Source organism: Micromonospora sp. NPDC004336 (genome assembly GCF_053602615.1).
Genome location: NZ_JBSGDY010000029.1, coordinates 1 through 22,519, shown reverse-complemented (window position 1 = coordinate 22,519; position 22,519 = coordinate 1). Strand labels below are relative to the sequence as shown.

The 22,519-nt window shown below is 75.6% G+C and carries 8 protein-coding genes; all 8 read right to left on the bottom strand.

Features of this window, described 5'->3' with window-relative positions; all coding sequences use genetic code 11:
- Positions 1-7: 7 nt before the first annotated feature.
- Positions 8-5,515, bottom strand: a complete 5,508-nt coding sequence (locus ACWENR_RS09320) for an amino acid adenylation domain-containing protein (RefSeq protein WP_452276534.1) — start codon at positions 5,513-5,515, stop codon at positions 8-10.
- The gene (locus ACWENR_RS09315; protein WP_452276533.1) at positions 5,515-8,634 is read right to left on the bottom strand and encodes a non-ribosomal peptide synthetase; all 3,120 of its coding nucleotides are present in this window, start codon (positions 8,632-8,634) and stop codon (positions 5,515-5,517) included. The genes ACWENR_RS09320 and ACWENR_RS09315 overlap by 1 nt, the downstream gene beginning before the upstream one ends.
- The gene (locus tag ACWENR_RS09310) at positions 8,631-8,819 is read right to left on the bottom strand and encodes an MbtH family protein (RefSeq protein ID WP_452276532.1); all 189 of its coding nucleotides are present in this window, start codon (positions 8,817-8,819) and stop codon (positions 8,631-8,633) included. Before ACWENR_RS09310 ends, ACWENR_RS09315 begins: the two co-directional genes overlap by 4 nt.
- A complete protein-coding gene (locus tag ACWENR_RS09305; protein WP_452276531.1) occupies positions 8,819-9,772 on the bottom strand; it encodes a TauD/TfdA family dioxygenase in 954 nt (317 codons plus the stop codon). The genes ACWENR_RS09310 and ACWENR_RS09305 overlap by 1 nt, the downstream gene beginning before the upstream one ends.
- Before the next feature lie 29 nt (positions 9,773-9,801).
- Positions 9,802-15,267 (bottom strand): type I polyketide synthase, encoded by a 5,466-nt coding sequence (locus ACWENR_RS09300; protein ID WP_452276530.1) that lies wholly within the window; start codon positions 15,265-15,267, stop codon positions 9,802-9,804.
- A 14-nt stretch (positions 15,268-15,281) separates the two neighbouring features.
- Entirely contained in the window at positions 15,282-18,788 is a 3,507-nt protein-coding gene (locus ACWENR_RS09295) for an amino acid adenylation domain-containing protein (protein ID WP_452276529.1), read from the bottom strand.
- Positions 18,785-21,112: a lantibiotic dehydratase gene (locus ACWENR_RS09290; protein WP_452276528.1), complete on the bottom strand. Its 2,328-nt coding sequence runs from the start codon at positions 21,110-21,112 to the stop codon at positions 18,785-18,787. Before ACWENR_RS09290 ends, ACWENR_RS09295 begins: the two co-directional genes overlap by 4 nt.
- Positions 21,109-22,519: lantibiotic dehydratase (locus tag ACWENR_RS09285; protein WP_452276527.1), on the bottom strand; the 1,411-nt coding region annotated here is incomplete at its 5' end. The genes ACWENR_RS09290 and ACWENR_RS09285, both read right to left, overlap by 4 nt.

Here is a 22,519-nt window from a genome sequence, read left to right as displayed (position 1 = left end):
CCGCGTGTCACGCCGCGACCGGCGCCTTCTCCCCCTCGCGCTCGGCGGCGCGGGCGGCCAGGCGCTTCTCCCGCTCCTGCGCGCCGATCAGGTCGTCGGGCAGGGAGTCCGGCACCTCGAGGTCGAACCGGCGCAGCAGCCGGATCGCGAAGCCGCCGAGGGTGATCAGCACCAGCGCCGCGCCGAAGCAGACGTACGCGAAGCCGATGCCGCGGCCCGGCCCGGTGCCGATCACCGCGCCCACCGACCCGGCGAGCGACCCGCCCGGGGCGAGCATGGGCTCGAACAGGGCGGTCGCGCCCGGGGCGATCAGCGCGAACCCGATCGGCAGGGTCGACCAGGAGATGGTCTGGTTGAGGCTGAACACCCGGCCGTGGAAGCGCTGCGGCACCTTGACCTGCACGATGGTGGCGTAGATCGACTGCGCCGTGGTCATCGCCATCGCCAGCCAGAACGCGCCGACGCAGATCATCGCCACCGAGGCGTCCAGGCCGATCAGCACGCAGCCCACCGCCGTGCCGAGGTTGCCGACCAGCACGCCGATCATCCGGCGGTGCCGGGGACCGCCCCACAGCGACATGAGCACGCCGCCGGCGACCGCGCCGAGCGCCTCGGCCAGGGCCACCTGGGCCACCTGCGTCGCGGTGCCGAAGGAGAGCACCAGCGGCGTGGTGAGCACCAGGGCGGGCGCCAGGAAGATGTTGCCCAGCGCGAAGTAGCCGAGCATCAACCGGAAGCCCCGGTGCTGCCAGGAGTAGCGCATGCCGTTGGCGATGGCCACCAGCAGCCGCTCCTTGGGCCGCCACCCGAGCAGGTCGGGGAAGCGGACCACGGCCAGGGTCAGTACCGCCACCACGTAGCTCGCCACGTCGATGAGCAGGATGCCCTTGAGTTCGATGGCGGCGAGCAGGCCGGCGGCGAAGACCGGCATCAGCAGCATGGCGAAGCCGTTGGTGAGCTGCGTGATGCCCATCGCGTGGCCGAGGTAGCGCTTCGGCACGAGCTGCGGCACCGCCGACTGGAACGCGATGCGTTGGAACGAGCCGGCGACCTGGCTCAACGCCACCAGCACGTAGATGTTCCACAGCTGGAGGTTGTCGGTCCAGAGCAGCGCGGCCAGCACCAGCTGGATCGAGCCGGCGCTGCTGCTGGCGATCATCATGATCTTCCGGCGGCTGACCCGGTCGGTGATCGCCCCGGCGATCGGCAGCATCAGCACGCCGCAGATCAGGGCGAGCGCCCAGAGCAGCCCCAGGTTCGCCACCGAGCCGGTCTGCGTGAACAGCCAGATCGGCAGGGCGAACGCGGTCAGCGCCGACCCGGTGGTGGAGACGAGCTGCCCGGTGGTGACCGCCACGAACCTCGCCATGGACGGCTTGACCACCGCCTTCTCCGGCCGGTCGTCGCCGCCGACCCGCTGGTGGTCGGCGACCCACCAGCCGGCGTCCTCGCCCCGGGCCGCCGGGGTGAGGGCCGAGACGTCCCCGGCCACCACCGCCGGGTGCACCCCGGTGACGATCTCGGCCAGTTCCTCGGCGCGGTACTTGAGGAAGAAGTGCCCGGCCTGGTCGAGCACCACCAGGCCGAGGGTGTCGCTGAGGAACTGCCACTCGGCGTACCGCTCGGTGTGGTAGTCGGTGACCGGGTCCTCCGAGCCGACCACCGAGATGATCGGCGCGCGCAGCTTGGCCGCCCGCCGGTCCAGCAGGCCGGTGAAGTACTCCTCCGAGGCCCGCGAGTCGGCCCGCATGTTGCTGATGATGCGGTCCGCCTGCTCCGGGTCCAGCTCGTCGGTGTCGACGCCCATCGACTTGAGCCAGCTCGCGTAGTGCCGGTTGCTGCGCAGCTGCTCCAGGCGGTTGCGCATGGCGGCGAACGCGCCCTTCGGCCGGGCGAACGGGAACATCGCCCCGATGTAGAGCGCCTCCAGGTCCCGCCCGGCCGCCTCGACCTTGCGGGCCACCTCGGCGACGATCGCGCTGCCGACACCGCAGTGGCCGTACAGGGCGATCGGCCCCTCGACGCGTTCCAGGATCTCCTCGGCGACCCGGCTGGTCAGCTCGTCGAAGGGCAGGCCGTCCTCGCTGAGGCCGACGTCGTGCCCGGGGATCGCCAGCGACCAGAGCGCGTGCCCGGCCGGCAGCGCGTCGGCCAGCGGCTGGTAGACGATCGCGCTGCCGCCGCCGTACGGGACGCAGACGTACGAGAGCACCCGCTTGCCCGCCGGGATCGGCTTGGTCAGCTCGTAGAGCAGCCGGCGCGGGCCCTCCGCCTCACCCGCGCCGGACATGAACGCGGCCAGCTCGCGGATGGTGCGCTGCTGGAACAGGTCCATCACGCCGACCGGCCGGCCGCCGTGCTCCGCCTTGCGGACCTTCGCCACGACCTGGGTGGCGAGCATCGAGTGCCCGCCGAGGTCGAAGAAGTCGTCGTCGATGCCGAGCGTGTCGACGCCGAGCACCTCCGACCAGATCCCGGCCAGCAGCCGCTCGGTGTCGTCGCGCGGCTCCACCAGCGCCACCGACGCCTCGCGGGTGACCACCGGCGCGGGCAGCGCCCGGCGGTCGAGCTTGCCGTTCGGCGACAGCGGCAGCGCGTCGAGCGTGACGAACGCGCTCGGCACCATGTATTCCGGCAGCGTCTCCTTCAGCGCCGACTTCAGCGCCGCGTGCTCCGCCCCGCCGACCACGTACGCGGTCAGCCGCTTGTCGCCGGGGCTGTCCTCGCGGACGATCACCGCCGCCTCGGCCACCTCCGGCTGCTCGCGCAGAGCGCTCTCGATCTCGCCCAGCTCGATGCGCAGGCCCCGCAGCTTCACCTGGTGGTCGATGCGGCCGAGGAACTCGATGACCCCGCCGGCGCCGCCCGGCGCGGGCCGCCAGCGGGCGAGGTCGCCGGTGCGGTAGAGCCGGGCGCCCGGCTCGCCGGAGAACGGGTCCGGCACGAACCGCTCGGCGGTCAGCGCCGGCCGGCGGTGGTAGCCGCGGGCCAGCCCGACGCCGCCGATGTGCAGCTCGCCGGCCACCCCGACCGGGCACTCGGCGCCGCGCTCGTCGAGCACGTGCAGCCGCAGGTTGGCGATCGGCGCGCCGATCGGCACGCTGGTCAGCCCGGCCAGCAGGGCCGGGTCGCAGTGCCAGGAGCTGACGTCGATGGCCGCCTCGGTCGGGCCGTACAGGTTGTGCAGCCCGCACCACGGCAGCCGGGCGGTGAAGTCCACCGCCGAGGCCAGCGGCAGCTCCTCGCCCGAGCAGATCACCCGGCGCAGCGCCGTCGCCGCCTCGACGCCCTCCTCGGCGAGGAAGACGGTCAGCATCGACGGGACGAAGTGGGCGGTGGTCACCCGCTCGGCGACCAGCAGGTCGCGCAGGTAGCCGGCGTCCTTGTGCCCGCCGGGCTTCGCGAGCACCAGCCGGGCGCCCTCGCGCAGCGGCCAGAAGAACTCCCAGACGGAGACGTCGAAGCTGGCCGGGGTCTTCTGCAGCACCGCGTCGTCGGCGCCGAGGCCGTAGGTCTTCTGCATCCAGTCGAGCCGGTTGACGATGCCCCGGTGGGTGTTCGGCACCCCCTTCGGCCGGCCGGTGGAGCCCGAGGTGTAGATGACGTACGCCAGGTGTCCCGGGCCGGCCGTCGGCGCCGGGTCGTCCGCCGGCTGGTCCGCCCAGACGCGCTCGTCGTCGAGGGCGAGGACGGTGGCGCCGGTGTCCGGCAGCACGTCGCGCAGGTGCTCCTGGACCAGCACCACGGGGGCGGCCGCGTCGGTGACCATGAAGGCCAGCCGGTCGGCCGGGTACTCGGGATCCAGCGGCAGGTAGGCCCCGCCGGCCTTGAGCACGCCGAGCAGCCCCGCGACCAGCTCCACCGAGCGCTCCGCGCAGACCCCGACCAGGGTCTCCGGGCCCACGCCGGCGGCGCGCAGCCGGTGCGCGATCCGGTTGGCGGCGGCGTTCAGCTCGGCGTACGTGACGGCGCGGCCCTCGAAGGTGACGGCCACGGCGTCGGGGGTGCGGGCGGCCCGCTCCTCGATCGGCCCGTGCAGCGTCTGCGCGTCGGGGAAGTCCGCGCCGGTGTCGTTCCAGCCCGCCAGCAGCGCCCGCTCGTCGGCCGGGAGCAGGCCCAGCGCGGAGATCGGGGTGTCGGGGGTCGCCACCGCCGCGCGCAGCAGGGTGGTGAACCGCCCCGCCATCCGCTCCACCGTGTCCCGGGTGAACAGGTCGGTGTTGAACACGAGCTTGCCGTAGAGCCCGTCGAGGGTCTCCACGGCGTGGAACTCGAAGTCGAACCGGGTGGCCCGCAGCTCCATCGGCGTCCAGTCGAAGGTGACGTCGGTGGCGTCGGAGACCTCGTTGAACCGGCCGATCTCGTAGTTCTGCAGCACGAACATCGCCTGGAACACCGGGGAGCGGCTCACGTCGCGGGGCAGGCCCAGCTCGTGCACCACCCTGGCGAACGGCACCTCGCCGTGCTCCAGCCCGTCCAGCACGCTGCGCCGGGTGCGCTCCAGCAGCTCGGCGAAGGTGGGGTCGCCGGCCAGCTCGGCCCGCAGCGGCAGCATGTTGATGAACATGCCGACGATGTTCTCCAGCTCCGGCGCGGAGCGGCCGGCCACCGACGCCCCGACGGCGAAGTCGTCCTGCCCGGCGTGCCGGGCCAGCAGCACCTGGTACGCCGCCAGCAGCGTCATGAACAGGGTGCCGCCGTAGGAGCGGGTGAGCGCCGCGAGCCCGTCGGCGGCGGCCCGGTCGAGCCGGAACTCGACGAAATCGCCGGCGTAGGTCTGGGTGGCCGGCCGGGGCAGGTCCAGCGGCAGCTCCAGCGGGGTGATCCCGGCCAGCCGCCGCTTCCACCACTCCACGTGCCCCTGCGCGGCCGGCCCGTCCAGCTCCCGGGCCTCCCAGTGGGCGAAGTCGCCGTACTGGACGGGCAGGGCGGGCAGGTCCCCGCCGTGGTAGAGGGTGATCAGGTCGCGCAGCAGCACGTCGACCGACCAGCCGTCGCCCACGATGTGGTGCTTGCCGAGGAACAGCACGTGGTCCTCGGCGGACAGCCGGATCAGCAGGGCGCGCAGCAGCGGACCCCGCGCCAGGTCGAACGGTTCGACGGCGGCGGCGTCCACCAGCGCCTGCGCGGCGGCCTCGTCGGGGGCGTCCACGATGGTCAGCGGCACCTCGACGGAGTCCGCGACCACCACGGTCGGGCGGCCGTCGGCGTCCGCCGGGAACCGGGTGCGCAGCGACTCGTGCCGGCGGGTCAGCCCGGCCAGCGCGGCGCGCAGCGCCGCGACGTCGAGCGGCCCGCGCACCCGCAGCGGCACCGCGATGTGGTACGCCGCCTCGCCCGGAGCGAGCTGGTCCATGAACCAGACCCGCTCCTGGGCGTACGACAGCGGCACCTCGGCGTCCGGCGGACGCGGGGCGATCCTGGCGGTGGGGGCGGCGGCCTGCCGCTTGCGCAGGCGCTGCGCGATCAGCGCCTGCCGGGCCGCCTCCCGGGCCGGATCCTTCAGGTCGGTCATCAGGGAGTGTCCTTCTCCGCCGCGAGCAGCGCGGCGACCTCGGTTTCGGAGAGCTCGTCGAGTTCGGCGGCGATCCGCTGCTCGATCTGGGCGGCCAGGTCGGCCACCACCGGGGTGCTGAACAGCGCCCGCATCGGCAGGTCGACGTCGACCTCGGCCCGGATCCGGGCCATCGCCCGCATGCCCCGCAGCGAGTTGCCGCCCAGGGCGAAGAAGTCGTCCAGCGCGCCGACCTTGTCCACCTGGAGGATCTCGGCGTACACCTCGGCGACCAGCGCCTCGGCGTCGCTGCGCGGGGCGACGAACGCGTCGACGGCCGGTGCGGCGGCCGGGGCGGGCAGCGCCGCGGCGTCCAGCTTGCCGTTCGGGGTCAGCGGCAGCGCGTCGAGGCGGACGAACGCCGCCGGCACCAGGTGCGCCGGCAGCTCCCGGGCCAGGTCGGCCGCGAGCGCCGCCTCGTCGGCCGTGCCGACGACGTAGCCGACCAGGGTCGGCTCGCCGGAGTCGGCGCGCACCACGACGGCGGCCTCGCGGACGTCCGGCCGGGCGCGCAGGGTCGACTCGATCTCGCCCAGCTCGATCCGCATGCCGCGGATCTTGACCTGGCTGTCGCGGCGGCCGAGGTAGTCCAGCGTGCCGTCGGCCCGCCAGCGGGCCAGGTCGCCGGTGCGGTACATCCGCTGCCCCGGCGGCCCGTACGGGCACGGCAGGAAGCGCTCGGCGGTGAGGCCGGGCCGGCGCAGGTAGCCCCGGGCGAGCTGGTCACCGGCGACGTACAGCTCACCGGCCACGCCCGGCGGGACCGGGTTCAGCGCGGCGTCGAGCAGGTAGACCCGGGTGTTCCAGGTGGGCCGGCCGATCGACACCGCGCCGGCCGGCAGCTCCTCGCCGGGCGCGACGCGGGCGGCCACGCAGCCGACGGTCGCCTCCGTCGGGCCGTACTCGTTGATCACGGCGACGCCGGGGTGGGCGGCGCGCCAGTCGGCGAGCTGCTCGGCGGTGAGCGCCTCGCCGCCGATGACCAGGTCGGTCGTCGGCGACAGCTCGGCGTCGAGCAGCGGCAGGTGGCTCGGGGTGGCCTTCAGGAACGCCGGGCGGTCGCCGACGCGGGCCGCGGCCTCGTCGACGGCGGCGAGCCGGACGGCGCCGCCGGCGGTGAGCGGGCCGAGCAGGCCGGTGACGGTCAGGTCGAACGACACCGGCGAGTGCAGCAACGCCGTGCCGGCCAGCCCCGGGTAGGTGTCCCGGGCCCAGGCCAGGTAGGCCGCGACCGCCCGGTGCTCCACCACCACGCCCTTCGGCCGGCCCGTGGAGCCGGAGGTGTAGAGCACGTACGCGGGGTGCTCGGGGCGCAGCGGGGCGAGGCGGTCGGCGTCGGCCAGGTCGGCGTCGTCCCCGTCGAGCGGGCCGTCGAGCACCAGCGCGCCGTCGGGGACCAGCCCGGCGGTCTCCGGCGTGGCGAGCACCAGCGCCGGCTCGGAGTCCGCCAGCAGGTAGGCGATCCGACCGGCCGGGTAGCCGGTGTCGACCGGCACGTACGCGGCGCCGGACTTGAGCACCGCCAGGATCGCCACCACCAGCTCCACGGAGCGGGGCAGGGCCAGCGCGACCCGGGTCTCCGGTCCGGCGCCCCGCGCGACGAGCGTGCGGGCGAGCCGGTTCGCGGCGGCGTTCAGCTCGGCGTACGTCAGGGTGGCCCCGTCGCGCACGAGGGCGGTGGCGCCGGGGGTGGCCGCCGCCTGCCGCTCGAACTCGGCGACCAGGGTGGCCGCCGGCACGTCGCGGTCGGTGGCGTTCCACGTCGACAGGACCAGTTCCCGCTCGGCGTCGTCGAGCAGCGGCAGCGCGGAGATCCGCTGGGCCGGGTCGGCGACGGCGGCGGCGAGCAGCCGGACGTAGCGGGCGACCACCGCCTCGGCCGTGGACCGCTCGAACAGCTCCGTGCGGTAGACCAGCCGGCTGGTCTCCGTGGTGATGTCGAAGGCCAGGTCGTCCTTGGTGGTGCCGAGCTCCACCGGGTCGAGCCCGGAGCCCGGGATGTAGTTCAGCGCGGTCTGGAAGATCGGCTGCACCGACGGGTCCCGCTGCGGCGCGACCGCCTCGACGATCTTCTGGAACGGGGTGGAGCCGTGCTCCATCGCGTCGACCAGTCCGCCGCGCACCCGGCCGAGCAGCTCGGCGAAGGTGGGGTCGCCGGTCAGGTCGCAGCGCAGCGCGACCGGGTTGACGAACATGCCGACCAGCGGGGCCAGCTCGGCGGTGTCCCGGCCGGCGGTGGAGACGCCCACCACCACGTCGTCGTCGCCGGAGAGCCGGGACAGCAGCGCGGTGAACGCGGCGAGCAGCACCATGTACGGGGTGGCGGCGGCGTCGGCGGCGACCTCACCGACCCGGTCGAGCAGCCCGTCGGGCAGGTCGAAGCGCACCTCGTCACCGGCGAAGCCGAGCTGCGCCGGCCGGGGCCGGTCCAGCGGCAGGGCCGTCGCCGGCGGCGCGCCGACCAGGTGGTCGCGCCAGAAGGCGAGCTGCCGCTCCAGCTCCGCCCCGGTGAGCTGCTCGCGCTGCCAGACGGCGAAGTCGGCGTACTGGATGGGCAGCTCGGGCACGTCGGCCGGCGCGCCGGTCAGCGCGGCCCGGCCGAACGCGGCCAGCTCCTCGGTGAACAGCACCGCGGAGTGGCTGTCGAAGACGGCGTGGTGCACCACGAACAGCAGGACGACCTGGTCGTCGGCGACCCGGAGCAGCCGGGCCCGCCACAGCGGCGGGGCGTCCAGCGGGATCGGCGTGCGGCCCAGCTCGTCCAGCAGCTCCGTCACCCTCCTGTCGCGCTCCGGGCCGGCGAGGTCGCGCAGGTCGTCGACCGGAAGCGCGACCGGCTCGGCGGCGCGCACCACCTGGGTGAGGGTGCCGTCGTCGGACCGCAGGTGGGTGCGCAGCGACTCGTGCCGGGCGACGATCCGACCGAACACGTCGTTGGCCTGCTCCGGGGTGATCCCCACCGGGAAGCGCCACGGGTTGGAGACGTTGTAGACGGGCGAGCCGGTGTCGAGCTGGTTGGCCATCCACACCCGCTCCTGGGCGTAGGAGGCCGGGAAGGTCCACTCCTTGGCGGTGCTCATGAGGCGGCCTCCCGCACGGAACGCGGACGCATGTCCGTCCAGACGGCGTCGACGTGGGCGAGGCACTCCTCGCGGGTGCCGGCGAAGCCGGCCTCGTGCCAGCCCGCCGGGAGGTCGCGGTCGGCCGCCCAGATCGAGTACTGCTCCTCGTCGTTGCGGACGACCAGGAATCGGGTTTCGGCCATCACTTCTCTCCAGCGCTCTCGGGGGTGTGCGGTTCGGCCATCGCGACGGCGATCTTGCGGGGGCCGGTGAACGGCTCCCGCCCGTGCGCGGCGGTCATGTTGTCGACCACCAGCACGTCGTCGCGCTGGTAGTCGAAGCGGACGCTGGCCGCCCGGTACGCGGCCCGCAGGTGGTCCATCACGTCGGCGGGGATCTCGCCGCCGTCGCCGTAGTAGGTGTTCGACGGCAGCCCCTCGGGGCCGAACATGGCCAGCAGCCCCTCCTGGTAGTCCTTCGGCAGGGTGCTCAGGTGGAAGAACGTGGCGTGGTTGAACCAGCGGGGGGTGTCCGAGCCGGGCCGGTGGTGCACGACGTCCCGCACCGCCCGGGTGCGCAGCCCGTCGGAGCCCCGCCACTCCAGCTCGATCCGGTTCGCCGCCGCGTACGCCTCGACCTCGGCGCGGTCGTCGGTGTTGAACACGTGCTGCCACGGGGTGCCGAAGTCGCCGTGGAAGTTGCGCACCAGCATCCAGCGGCGCCGGACGAACTCCTCGCGGACCGCCGGGTCGATCAGCTCGTACACCCGGCGCACGTCGGCGAGCGGGGTCGCGCCCCGCGTCTCGGGCGGGGTGATGCAGTAGAAGAACAGCGTCAGCGGCCAGCGGGCCTGGTACGAGTTCTCGTTGTGCAGGAAGATCTCCTCGTCCGGCGGGTAGTCGGTCGAGGTGTAGACCCGCCCGGCGATGGCGTGCCGGGGCGACGACCGCTCGGTGTAGACCAGCGGTTCGCCGGACAGCGCCCGCACCACCCGGTCGAAGCCCTCGACGCCGCCGACGTCGAAGCCGCGGAACAGCAGCCCGCCGTGCGCCGCCAGGCTCGCGCGCAGTTCCGCGCGGCGGGCGCTGATCAGCTCGGTCAGCTCCCGGCCGTCGCTCTCGACGACCACCGGCAGCGTGGCGATCGTGTCGCTCATTGCTTCCTCACTCCTGTTGTCGCTCGCCGTCATGCGCGGGGCAGCCGCGGGATGGCGGGGATGGTGGCCGGCGCGGCCGGCTCGTCGGTCGGTACGGCGGTGGCGCGCAGTTCCTCGATCCGGGCGGCGAGCCCGGCCACGGTCGGCGTCTCGAAGAGGCTGCGCATCGGCAGTCGCACCCCGGTGGCCTTGCGCATCGCGGCGATCAGCTGCACCGCGACCAGCGAGTTGCCGCCGAGGGCGAAGAAGTCGTCGTCGACGCCGACGTCGGCGACGCCGAGCCCGTCCTGCCAGACCCGGGCGATGGTCATCTCCAGCTCGGTGCTCGGCGCGGCCGAGCCGCCGCCGGTGCCGGCCGGCGCGGAGGTCGTCGGCTCCGGCTCGCCCTCCAGGCTCCCGGTGGTCACCCGGCCGGCGCGGTCGCGGATGTCCGCCACCGTCCGGGTGGTGATCACGACCTGGGCGCCCAGCCCGGCGGCGAGGCTGCGCCGGAACGCCTCCGCCCCGTCCACCGGCCGGATGTCCTCCGTCGGTCCCGCGGGGGTCGCCGACCCCGCCTCCGGCGCGGCCGCCAGCCCGCCGGTCACGGCGCCCTGGTCGACCCGCCGCAGCACGAAGTCGCTGACGGTCACGAGTTCCCGGCCGTCGGCGTCGCGCATCGACAGGTCGGCGGCGACCACCTCGTCGGTGGCGCTGTCGCGGTGCCGCAGGTGGCTGGAGAACCGCGCCGGCAGCGGCCCGCGCACCACGATCCGCCCGTACGACAGCGGCAGGTAGGTGCCGGAGCCCTGGCCGCGACCGAACGCCGTCGCCACGTCCAGCAGCGCCGGGTGCAGGCCCCACGACGGCAGGTCCCCGAGCGCCTCGGCGGGGGCCTCGACGTGGGCCAGTTCCTCGCCGTCGCCGAGGTGGTGCTCGCGCAGCGCGGCCCAGCGCGGCCCGAAGGCGAGCATGCTGGTGCGGCCCCGGCCGAACGACGCGTCGTCGTCGACGCGGCGGCCCGCCACGGCCGGCTGCCGCGCCGGCGGGGCCGGCTCGACCGTCCAGCCCGCCGCGCCGCGCACGTGGGTGCGCGTCTGGCCGGCGGCCAGGCTACGCACGGCGAAGTCGACGCCGTCGTCGGTGGGGGTCAGCTCCACCCGGTACTGGGCGACGGTGCCGTCCGGCACCGAGAACGGCTCCAGGAAGACGACGTCGCGCAGCTCCACGGCGGCGTCCCCGGCGGGGGCCGGCAGCGCGGCCGTGACCGCCGCCCGCACACACTCCAGGTGGGCGGTGCCCGGCACGACGGGCACCCCGCCGATGCGGTGCTCGTCGAGCAGCCAGTGGCTGGTGGCGGAGACCAGGCCGTGCAGCACGGTCCCGTCCGCGCCGGCGACCTTCGTGGTGAGCACCGGGTGGTCGACCGGGGTGGTGACGGTGTCCCGCCCGGCGGCCCGGAAGCCGGCCGGGGAGTTGGTCTCCACGGCCATGCCCACCTCGGCCCAGCCGCCCCAGTTCTGCGACACCACCGGCGCGGCGAAGCCCGCCCCGGCGCGGGCGTACGCGTCGAGGAAGTTGTTCGCCGCGCAGTAGTCGACCTGGCCGAAGCCGCCGATCACAGCGGTGATCGAGGAGCAGAGCACCACGAAGTCCAGCGGCAGGTCGCCGAAGACCCGGGCCAGGGCGAGGGTGCCGGCGAGCTTCGGGGCGAGCACCCGTTCCGCCTCGGCCCGGTCCTTGATCTCGGCCATGCCGCCGCCGGGCAGGCCGGCCGCGTGCACGATGCCGTCGATCCCGCCGTACGCCCGCTCGGCCTCGGCGCGCACCCGGGTCAGGTCGGCGGGGTCGGTCACGTCGGCGGCGAGCACCAGCACCTCGGCGCCGGCCGCCTCCATCCGGCGGATCGCGGCGATCGCCCGGCCGGCCCGGTCGCCGCCGTGCACGGCCAGGTGGTCGTCCCACTCCTCGCGGGCGGGCAGCCCCGAGCGGGCCAGCAGCACCAGCTTCGCCCGCGCCCGGGTGGCGAAGTCCTCGGCGAGGGTGACGCCGATGCCGCCGAGGCCGCCGGTGATGACGTACCGGCCGCCCTCGCGCAGCGTCCCCGGCTCGCCCTCGCCGTCGACGGTGACCTGCTCGTAGCCGGTCACCCAGCGGCGTCCGCCGCGCAGCGTCACCTCGGGCCGCTCCGGGTCGACCGGGCGGCGCAGCTCGGCCACGAGGGCCCGCTCCCCGGCGTCGGCGGGGCCGGCGTCGAGCAGCCGGACGGTCAGGCCGGGCACCTCGGCGGGGAGCACCCGGGCCAGGCCGGCGAGGGTGGCGTGCTCGGGCCGGGTCAGGTCGGCGCCGGTCACGTCGCCGATGCCGGCGGTGACGAGGTCGAGGGTGAACGCACCCTCCTCGGCGGTCAGGCCGGCGCCCGCCAGTGCCTGCACCAGGTGCAGCGCGCTGAAGAAGCCCCGGTCCTGGGCGGCCCAGGTGGCCGCGATGTCGGCGCCGGTCGGCTCGCCGTCGAGGGCGAACGCGTGCACCAGCCGGGCCGGCACGCCGTCCGCGGCGAGGGCGGCCACCAGCGCGTCGTAGTCGTCCCGGACGCCGGGACGCAGCCGCCAGCCGTCGCCGTCGGCGGCGAAGCCGTCGCCGGGGCGTACCGTCAGCGGCTGCTCACCGGCGGCCCGCAGCGCCGCGACCAGCGCGTCGCCGCGCGGGCCGTCGGCGAGGACCAGGCAGCGGCCCAGCGGCGCGGTGCGCGGCTCGGGGGCCGCCTGCCGCCACACCGGCACCGCGAACCACTCCGGCAGGGGCCGGGGGCCGGTCTCGACCGGCGCGGCGGCGCCCTGCTGGACCGGGTCCGGGTCGACCCAGTAGCGGCGCCGCTCGAAGGGGTACGTCGGCAGCGGCACCCGCCGCGCGTCCGGGTCGGAGCCCAGCCGCACCGCGGTGCCGGCGCACCAGAGCGCCGCGGCCGTGCCGAGCAGGGTGGCGAGGTCGCCGGTGGGCTCGCCCGGGCCGGGCAGGCTGCCCAGCGGGACGAGCTTGCGCTGCGCCTCGGACGCCTTGGCCACCTGCATCCGGGCCAGGTTCGCCAGCTGCCGCCCCGGGCCGCACTCCACCAGCGACCAGGTGCCCTCGGCGAGCAGGGTCGCCACGCAGGCGCCGAAGCGGACCGGCTGGCGCAGGTGCGCCGCCCAGTACGCCGGGTCGGTGGCCTGCTCGGCGGTGATCCAGGTGCCGGTCACGTTGGACAGGAACGGCACGGCCGGCGGTCGCAGCGGCACCGTGCCCATCAGGGCGGTGAACTCGGCCAGGATCGGCTCCATCATGGGCGAGTGGAAGGCGTGCGAGGTGCGCAGCGCCTTCGTCTTCACCTCGAGCGTCTCGGCGAACGCGGCGACCGCGTCGCCCGGGCCCGCCACCACGCAGGTGCCCGGGCCGTTGACGGTGGCGATCGCCACCCCGTCCGGCAGCCGCTCGGCGACGACCGACTCGTCCAGCGGCACGGCGAGCATCGACCCCGGCGCGACGGACTGCATGAGCCGACCCCGGGCGGCGACCACCCGCAGGGCGTCCGGCAGGCTCAGCACCCCGGCCACCGTCGCGGCGACGTACTCGCCGATCGAGTGGCCGATCATCGCGGCCGGCCGTACGCCGGCGGACTGCCACAGCACGGCCAGGGCGTACTCGACGACGAAGAGGGCGGGCTGGGTGTAGCGGGTCTCGGTGAGCCGCTCCCCCGCCTCGGGGTCGCGGCCGAGGATCAGGTCGCGGATGTCGAGGCCCAGCTCGGGGCGGAGCAGCTCGGCGCACTCGTCGACCACCGCGGCGAAGCCCGGCTCCTCGGCGTAGAGCTGCGCGCCCATGCCGGCGTACTGGGAGCCCTGGCCGGAGAAGAGGAACGCCGGCCGGGGCGCCGGGCCCTCCACCACGCCGGCCTGCCGGCGGCGCTTGGTGCGCAGTGCGGCGACCGCGTCGGGCAGGTCGGTGGCGACCACGGCGACGCGGTGCGGGTATTCCTGCCGGCCGACGCGCAGGGTGTGCGCGACGTCGGCGAGGTGCTCCGGCCCCCGGTCCGTGGCGGACTCCAGGTGCGCGGCGAGCCGCTGCACGGCCGTGTCCAGCGCGCCGGCGGTCTTCGCCGAGACGTGCAGCAGCTGGGCGGGGCGGACCCGCCGCTCCCGGTACGCCGCCGGCGCCTCCTCCAGCACCACGTGGGCGTTGGTGCCGCCGATGCCGAACGAGCTGACCCCGGCGCGGCGGGGCGTGCCGTCGGTGTCCCACTTGGTCAGGGTGTTCGCCACGTAGAACGGGGTGTCGGCGAACTCGATCGCCGGGTTCGGCGTCTCGTAGTTGATGGTCGGCGGGATCAGCCCGTGCTCCATCGCGAGCACCGTCTTGATGACGCTGACGATGCCGGAGGGCTGGCTGAGGTGGCCGATGTTGGACTTCACCGAGCCGATGCCGCACCAGCCCCGCTCGTCGGTGTCCTTGGTGTAGACGGCCGAGAGCGCGGCGATCTCGATCGGGTCGCCCATCGCGGTGCCGGTGCCGTGCGCCTCGACGTAGCTGATGGTGCGCGGGTCGACGTCGGCCATCGCGACGGCCTGGGCGACCGCCTCCATCTGCCCGTCGACGCTGGGGGCGGTGAAGCCGACCTTGCCGGCGCCGTCGTTGTTGATCGCGTTGCCCAGCACCACGGCGCGGATCGCGTCGCCGTCGGCGACCGCGTCGGAGAGCCGCTTGAGCAGGGTCACGCCCACGCCGCTGCCCCAGACGGTGCCGTTCGCGTCCGCGTCGAACGGGCGGCACCGGCCGTCGGGCGAGGTGAAGCCTTCCATGCCGAGGTAGCCGACGTGCGGCAGCTCGATGTTGACGCCGCCCGCGAGGGCCATGTCGCACTCGCCGTTGCGCAGCGCCTCGCAGGCCAGGTGGAACGCGACCAGCGAGGTGGAGCAGGCGGTGTGCACGGTCAGGCTCGGCCCGCGCAGGTCGAGCCGGTACGACACGTTGGTGGCCACGTAGTTCGGCGAGTTGCCGGTGGCCAGCGAGACGGTGCCGTGCGGGTTGCCGCCGACCCGCTTGTTGCGCAGCACGAAGCGGTGCAGGTAGGTGTTCCCGCCGGTGCCGGCGTACACGCCGACCGAGCCGTCGTAGCGGGTCGGGTCGTAGCCGGCGTCCTGCAACGCGGTGTAGCAGGACTCCAGGAACAGCCGGTGCTGCGGGTCGGTGATCTCGGCCTCGCGGGCGGTCATCCCGAACAGGTTGGCGTCGAACTCGTCGTAGCCGTCCACGAGCGGGGCACGGTTGACCCAGCCCGGGTCGTCGACCTCCTCGACGGTGGCGCCGCGGGCAATCTGCTCCTCGCGGGTCAGTTCGGTGACCGACTCGACCCCGTCGACCAGGTTGCGCCAGAACTCGTTCACGTCGGCCGCGCCGGGCAGGCGGGCGGCCAGCCCGATGATGGCGATCGGCTCGATGCCGTCGCCCTCGGGCAGGTCGGTTGCGGTCGGGTTGCTCATCAGGCTGTCCTTCGTCACGCGGTGCCGCCGGGGCGGCGGGGTGGGTTGCGGCGGGTACGGCTACGTCGGGCTGCGGCGCGCAGCGCGGCGCGGGCCAGCTCCGGCCGGTCGGCGGCGCCGTCGAGGCTGACGGCGAGCGCCCGGACGGTGGGGTGGCGGAAGAGGTCGAGCATCTTGATCGACCGGCCGGTGGCGGCGGTGAGCCGGGCGTGCACGGCGGCCAGCGCCAGGGAGTGCCCGCCGATGTCGAAGAAGTTGTCGGTCACGCCGACCTGGTCGCGTTCGAGGACCTCGCGCCAGATCCCGGCGATCAGCTCCTCGGTGTCGGTCAGCCCGTCCGGCCCGGCCGGCAGGACGGCGCGCGGGGCCTCGCCGGCGGCGACGGTCATGGCGCCGAGCTGGGGCGTGGCCACGGTCGGCCGGGGCAGCTCGGCGGCCACCCGGTCGGCCGGGACGTCCGGCGCGGCGACCAGCGCGCCGACGAGGGCGACCAGGTCGGCCAGCAGGTCCCCGATCCGCCCGGCGTCGAACAGGTCGGGGTTGTAGACCACCTCGACGCCGCAGCGGCCGGCCCGCTCCACCACGTAGACGGTGATGTCGAACGGCGAGCCGGGCTTGGGCACCGCGACCGGCTCGCCGTCCAGGCCGGTGAGCGCCAGCCGGGGCGGGGCGAAGTTGAGCACGTTGAACAGCACCTGCACCAGCGGCGCGCGGGAGGTGTCCCGGCCCACGCCGAGCGCCTCGACGATCCGCTCCAGCGGCGCTCCCGGATGGGCGGTCGCGTCGTGCAGCTCGCCCGCGCACCGGTCGACCAGCTCGGCGAAGCTGGCCCCGCCGCCGCGTACCCGCACGGGCACCGTGTCGATGAAGAAGCCCACCACCTCGTCGAAGGCGGCCAGCCGGCGGTCGGCGACGATCGCGCCGACCACGTGGTCGGCGCGGCCGGTGAGCCGGCGCAGCAGCTCGCCGAAGCCGGCCAGCAGCACCGCCGCCACGGTGGTGCCGCGCCCCTCGGCCAGCTCCCGCACCCCCCGGTCGCACGCCTCGGGCAGCCGCACCGCCGCCTCGGCGCCGGCGTAGGTGGCCACCGCCGGCCGGGGCCGGTCGCGGGGCAGCTCCAGCACCGTCGGCACGTCGCGCAGGTGCGCCACCCACCAGTCCAGGTCGGCCGCGCCGCGCCGCCGGTCCCGCTCGGCCCGCCAGACGGCGTAGTCGGCGTACGTGGCGGGCAGCGCGGGCAGCCTCGGGTCGCCGCCCAGCAGCGCCCGGTCGTACGCCGCCGCCAGGTCGTCGTAGAGCAGCTTCTCGGACCAGCCGTCGAAGACCGCGTGGTGCAGTGTGACCGCCAGGACGTGCTCGTCCGGCCCGAGCCGGTAGACGGTCACCTGCCAGGGCGGTCCGGTGGCCAGGTCGAAGGAGTGCGCCGCACCGGCGGCGAGCATCCCGGCCAGCTCCGCCTCGGCGTCGGCGCTGCCGGTCAGGTCGACCACCGGCACGGCCACGTCGGTCGGTTCCTCGCAGACCGCGTACGGCACGCCGGCGGTCTGCGGGATCCGCCAGCGCAGCACGTCGTGCCGCTCGACGACCGCCCGCAGCGCCGCGCCGAGGGCGGTCGTGTCGAGGGGGCCGCGCAGCCGGTGCGCCACCGCGATGTTGTAGGGCGCGCTGGAGGGGGCGAGCTGGTCGACGAACCAGAGCCGACGCTGCGGCGGGGAGAGGGTCGGCGGGTTGCCGGTGGTCAGCCCGTCGGCGTCGGCCGGGGCGGCGGCGGTGATCCGCTCGACCAGGCCGGCCAGGGTCCGGCCGGTGAACACGTCGCGGGTGTCGACGTGCCGGCCCAGCTCGGCCCGGAGGGCGGCGACCAGGCGCATCGCCGCGATGGAGTTGCCGCCGGCGGCGAGGAAGTCGGTCTCCGGGGTGGGGGTGGCGCCGAGCAGCCGGCCCCAGATCCGGGCCACCGCCGCCGCGAGCGGCTCGTCGGCGTCGACCGGGCCGGCGGGAACGGGGGCGGGGGTCGTGGCGGCCAGTGCCCGCAGCGCCGGGCGGTCCAGTTTCCCGGTGGTCGGGCTGATCGGCAGGTCGTCGCGGCGCACCACCCGGGCCGGCAGCATCGCGGCGGTCAGCCGGGGCAGGGCGTACTCCCGCAGCCGCTCGTCGTCGGGGGCGTCGGCCGGGGTGAGGAAGGCGACCAGCTCGGTGCCGGCGGGGCCGGGGACCGCCTCCACGGCGACCTGCCGCACGCCGGGCAGGCCGGCCAGCACGGCCTCGACCTCGCCCAGCTCGATGCGCTGGCCCCGGACCTTCACCTGCCGGTCGAGCCGGCCCAGGTAGACGATCCGGCCGTCCGGGTCCTGCCGGACCAGGTCCCCGGTGCGGTAGAGCCGCTCCCCCGGGTCGCCGAACGGGTCGGGGACGAACCGCTCGGCGGTCAGGCCGGGCCGGTTGAGGTAGCCGTCGGCCAGGCCCGGGCCGCCGATCAGCAGCTCGCCGGCCTCGCCCGGGGGCACCGGACGCAGCTCGGCGTCGACGACGTACGCGCGGTGGTTGGGCAGCGGACGGCCGATCGGCACCGGGTCGGTCTCGGCGGCGGTCAGCTCGCCGCTGACCGCGAGCACGGTCGTCTCGGTGGGGCCGTACCCGTTGAGGAAGAGCCGCCCGGGGGCCCAGCGCGCGGCCAGCTCGGCCGGCACCGCCTCGCCGCCGCAGAGCACCACCCGCCAGGCCGGCAGCTCGGCCGGGTCGAGCATGGACAGCACGGTCGGCGTGATGAAGCCCCAGTTCACCTCGTGCGCGGCGATGAACCGGGCCAGCCGGACCGGATCGGCCCGGTCGTCGGCGCCGAGGAGCTGGACGGCGCCGCCGAGCAGCAGCGGGACGAAGAGGTCCATGGTGGCCGCGTCGAAGCCGAGCGAGGCGATGCCGAGGCTGCGCACGCCCGCGTCCGCGCCGGTCATCGCGGCGCAGCCGGTGACGAACTCGACCACGTTGCGGTGGGTGGTGAGCACCCCCTTGGGCCGGCCGGTGGAGCCGGAGGTGAACAGCACGTACGCGGGGTCGCCGGGTCGGGCGGGGCAGGCGGCCAGCGGCGCCGGCCCGGGCAGGCCGAGCGCCTCGACGCCCGGCACGTCGCCGAACTCGGTCACGGCGGCGTCGCCGACCACCACGGTGATCCCCGCGTCGGCGGCGATCTCGCGCAGCCGCCGGCGGGGACCGCCCGGCTCCAGCGGCACGTAGCAACCGCCGGCGAGCAGCACGCCCAGCACGGTCGCCACGAGGTCGGGGGTGCGGGCCCCGCAGACGCCGACCCGGCTCTGCCGGCCGACGCCGCGGTCGCGCAGCGCCGCGGCCACCCCGGCCGCCCGCCCCAGCAGCTCGGCGTAGGTGAGGCGGGTGTCCCACTGGCGCACCGCGACCGCGTCGGGGGTGCGGGCGGCCTGGGCGGCGATCAGCTCGGCCAGGGTCGCGTCCGGCCACGGCAGGGTCTCGCCGTGGGCGGCACTGATGGACAGGATGTCGGTCACCCGTTCTCTCCCCGGTAGCTCACTGGATCGGTGATCTGCAGCCGCAGCTCGCTGACGTAGCCGCGCCCCCGCGCGTCGGTCACCCAGGCGTCCGCCGGGTCCGGCAGCAGCTCGCTGACCGTCACGGTGACGTCGGGGCCGCTCTTCGCGGCGGCGTCGACCATGGCGCAGAGCGACTGGGCGTGCAGCGGGGCGGTGAGGTCGACGTAACAGGGCTTGACCTCGGTGCCGATCTTGACGAAGACCCGGTCGGGCAGCCCGACACGCGCCCGCCACCGGCGCACGGCGAGGAACCGCTCGGCCTCGCCGGTGACGCCGGCCAGGCCGGTCTCCGCCACCGTCGTCCGCCAGGTCCGCCGGGCCACGACCAGCCGGTCGATGGTGATCCGGGGCGTGTGCGCCGCCGGCGCGAGGAGCTTGAAGCTGTCCAGCAGCATCGCGCCGAGCAGGTTGGCGAAGATCTCCATCAGCGGCCAGCGGGTGCCGTCGGGCAGCACCGCGAGCCACTGGTCGCCCTCGTTCTCCACCAGTGCCTCGGTGGAGCGGACCAGCCGGTCGACGTCGGCGCCGCGGGCGGTGTCGATGCCGAACTGGCGGTCCTCGGGGCCGTTGAGGGCGTGCGTGATGCGGGTCGTCATCCGCGGGAAGCTCTCCGGATAGAGCACCCGGGCCCGGGCCGGGCCGAGCTCGGCGTCGAGCGCGGCCCGCAGCGCCGGCTGGTCGGCGTGGAAGGGGGTGAACACCACGCTGTCGAACGGCACGTACGCCGGGTGCAGCTCGCCGAGGACGAGCAGGAATTCGCCCCGGTTGAGGGCGTCCAGCCCGGCTGCGGCGACCTGCACGTCGGGGCTGTGGATGCGGGCGGACGGCCAGCCCGGGCGGTCGGCGGCGAACAGGACGCGGGCCCGCTCGGCCAGGTCGGCGGCGCGCAGCCGCAGCTCGGTCTGCCCGTCGGCCACCGCGTCCAGGCCGATGAGCTCCGCCCAGCGGGCGGTGAGCCCGGCGCCGGCCCGCGCGATCGGGCCGTCCGGGGCGAGCAGCAGGCCCTGGGCCAGGGTCCAGACGTCGGCCAGCCGCACCGGCCCGTCGGCGCGCAGCTCGGCGTGCAGCTCCGCGAAGAGCCGCTCCCCGGCGGCGCCGACCTCGGCGGTCAGCCACCGCGCGGCCGTCAGCACGATCGCCAGCGGCTCGGCCAGCGCGTCCAGCACCCGGGAGCCGACCGTGAAGTCCAGGTCCCGGGCGGTCTCCTCGTAGAGCACCGTGCGGCCGGCGTACATCTGCCCGGCCCGGCGGGTGGCGGCCCGGCCGGTGACGGCGGTGAACTCGGCGCTCAGCGCGGCGAACGCGGCGCCGAGCCGCTCCGGGTCGCCGGCCGCGGCGGCCACCGCGTCGCGGGCGGCGCGCAGCCGGTCGAACGCGGCCGCCGCCGCGGCGCGGACGGGCGCGTCGCCGATGGCGTCGATGCGCTCGGCGAGCACCCGCTCGGCCGCCGGGCTGACCGGCAGGCCGGCATCCCAGGTCAGCAGGCTCCGCTCGACCAGCCGGTCGAGCAGCAGGTAGGCGTCGTCGGCGCTGCGCAGCCCGGTCTCCCCGCCAGCCAGCAGCCGCTCGACCAGGGTCACCGCGGGGGTACGCCCGTCGCAGGCGGCCAGCAGCCGGGCCTCCGCGACGGTCACCTCGGTCGGCGGCAGCAGCGGCCGGCTGACCCGCCTGCCGGCCAGGCTCAGGTGCGGCGGCAGCGCCGGCGCCCACCAGCGGCGCACGGCCAGGTCGTCGGCGAGCCGGTCGGCGTAGGCGATCAGCGCCCACGCCTCGAAGTGGACCTGGCGCCGGGACACCAGCGCCGGACCGGGCCGCAGCCGGGTGGCCGGCTCGTCCGGATCGAGCCGGCCCCAGCAGACCGGGCCGAAGAATCCGATCGTCTCGGCCTTGCCGCAGTAGCGCTGCCAGTAGCGCAGGAGGGCCAGTTCACGCTTGCGCCGCGGCTTGTTGCGCACCGTCGGGTCGGTACGCAACAGGCCGTCCAGCGCGACCAGCATCCCCGGGTTCTGCCAGGTCACCGCCTCGCGCAGCAGCAGATCGGCGGCGATCTCGTCGGCCTGGCCGGAGCCGTCGACCAGTGCCGCCGCGAAGGCCTTGTCGAACAGCTCGGCGACGTCCTCGCCGGCGAGCAGGGCGTCCGCGGCGGCCGCCGCCTCCGGCGCGGCGAAGGCGGCCAGCCCGGCCGCCGGGAAGCCGGCGGTACGCAGGAGGACGTCGCGCCACACGGACCAGCCGGTGTCGCCGAGGGGGATCCGGTGGCTCACCCGCTGACGCTCGCTCATCGACGGTCCTCCCGGTCGTCGGCGTCCACGATGTGCAGGCGCAGCTCGCTGAAGTAGCGCCGGCCGGCCGCGTCGGGCACCCAGGCGTCCTCGACCGTGGGCAGCATCTCGCTGACCACCAGCGAGGCGTCGTCGCCGCCGTCGGTGCGGCCGGCCCGCACCATCGCGCACAGCATGTTGCTGAACGCCACGCTGCTCAGGTCCACGAAGCAGGGCTTGGTCTCGGTGCCGAGCTTGATGTACACCTGCTCGGGCAGGCCGAGGCGGCGGCGCCAGTCCCGGACCGCCAGGAACCGTTCCCGCTCCCCGGTGACCCCGGCGAGCCCGCTGGCGCCGACCGTCGTGCGCCACGTCTGCCGCGCCACCACCAGCTCGCCGACCGTGACGCGGGGCGTGTACGGCGCGGCGGCGACCAGCTTGAACCCGTCGACGGCGTGGGCGCTGAGCAGCGGGGAGAAGACGTCGGTCAGCGTCCAGCGCTGCCCGTCCGGCGCGGTGACGAAGAGCCGGCCGTCGGAGTCGGTGACGGTCAGGTCGACGGTCGGCAGCACCCGGTCCGGGTCGGCGCCGGGCGCCGGCGCGAAGGCGAGCTGCCGGTCGGTGGGCCCGGCCAGCGCCTCGGCGACCCGGCTGGTACGCCGGGGCCAGTCGGTCGGGAGGAGCAGCCGGATCCGCCGCTCGCCGAGGTCCTCGACCAGCGCGTCGCGCAGCCGCCCCACGTCGGGGTGCGAGGGGGTGAAGACCTGGCAGTCGAAGGACGCCCAGGCGGCGTGCAGCTCGCCGAGGACCACCGTGTAGTCGCCGCGCGCCAGCGCCTCCGCGTCGGCGGCGCAGATCTGCAGATCGGGGCTGTGCAGCCGGGCGTTGGGCCAGGCCGGGCGCGCGGCCGGGAAGACCTCGGCGACCCGGGCGGCCAGGTCGGCCACCGGCAGCCGGACCTCGGTCGTACCGGGCGGCAGCGCGGCGAAGCCGAACAGTCCCGCCCAGCGGTCGGCGAACTCGGCGGCGACCGCGTCCACCGGGCGGGTGCCCTCGCCCCAGAACAGGCCCTGGGCCAGGAACCACAGGTCGGACAGGGCCACCGGGGCGCCGCCCGCCTCCGCGCGCAGCTCGTCGTGCAGCTCCCGGAAGACCGCGTCGTACGCCCGCTCCAGCGCGTCGACCAGCCAACGGGCCGCCTGGAGCAGCACCGCGAGCGGGGCGGCGATCCGGTCCAGCAGGGGTTTGCCGAAGACCACGTCGAGGTCCCGGCTGGTGTCCTCGTAGCAGAGGGTGCGGCCCGCGTACATCTGGCCGGCGCGGCGGCGCGGCGGTTGCCCGGTCAGCTCGGTGAAGGTCGCGTCGAGCGTGTCGAGCGCGTCGCGCAGGCGCTCCGGGTCGCCGGCCGCGGCGGCCACCGCGTCGCGG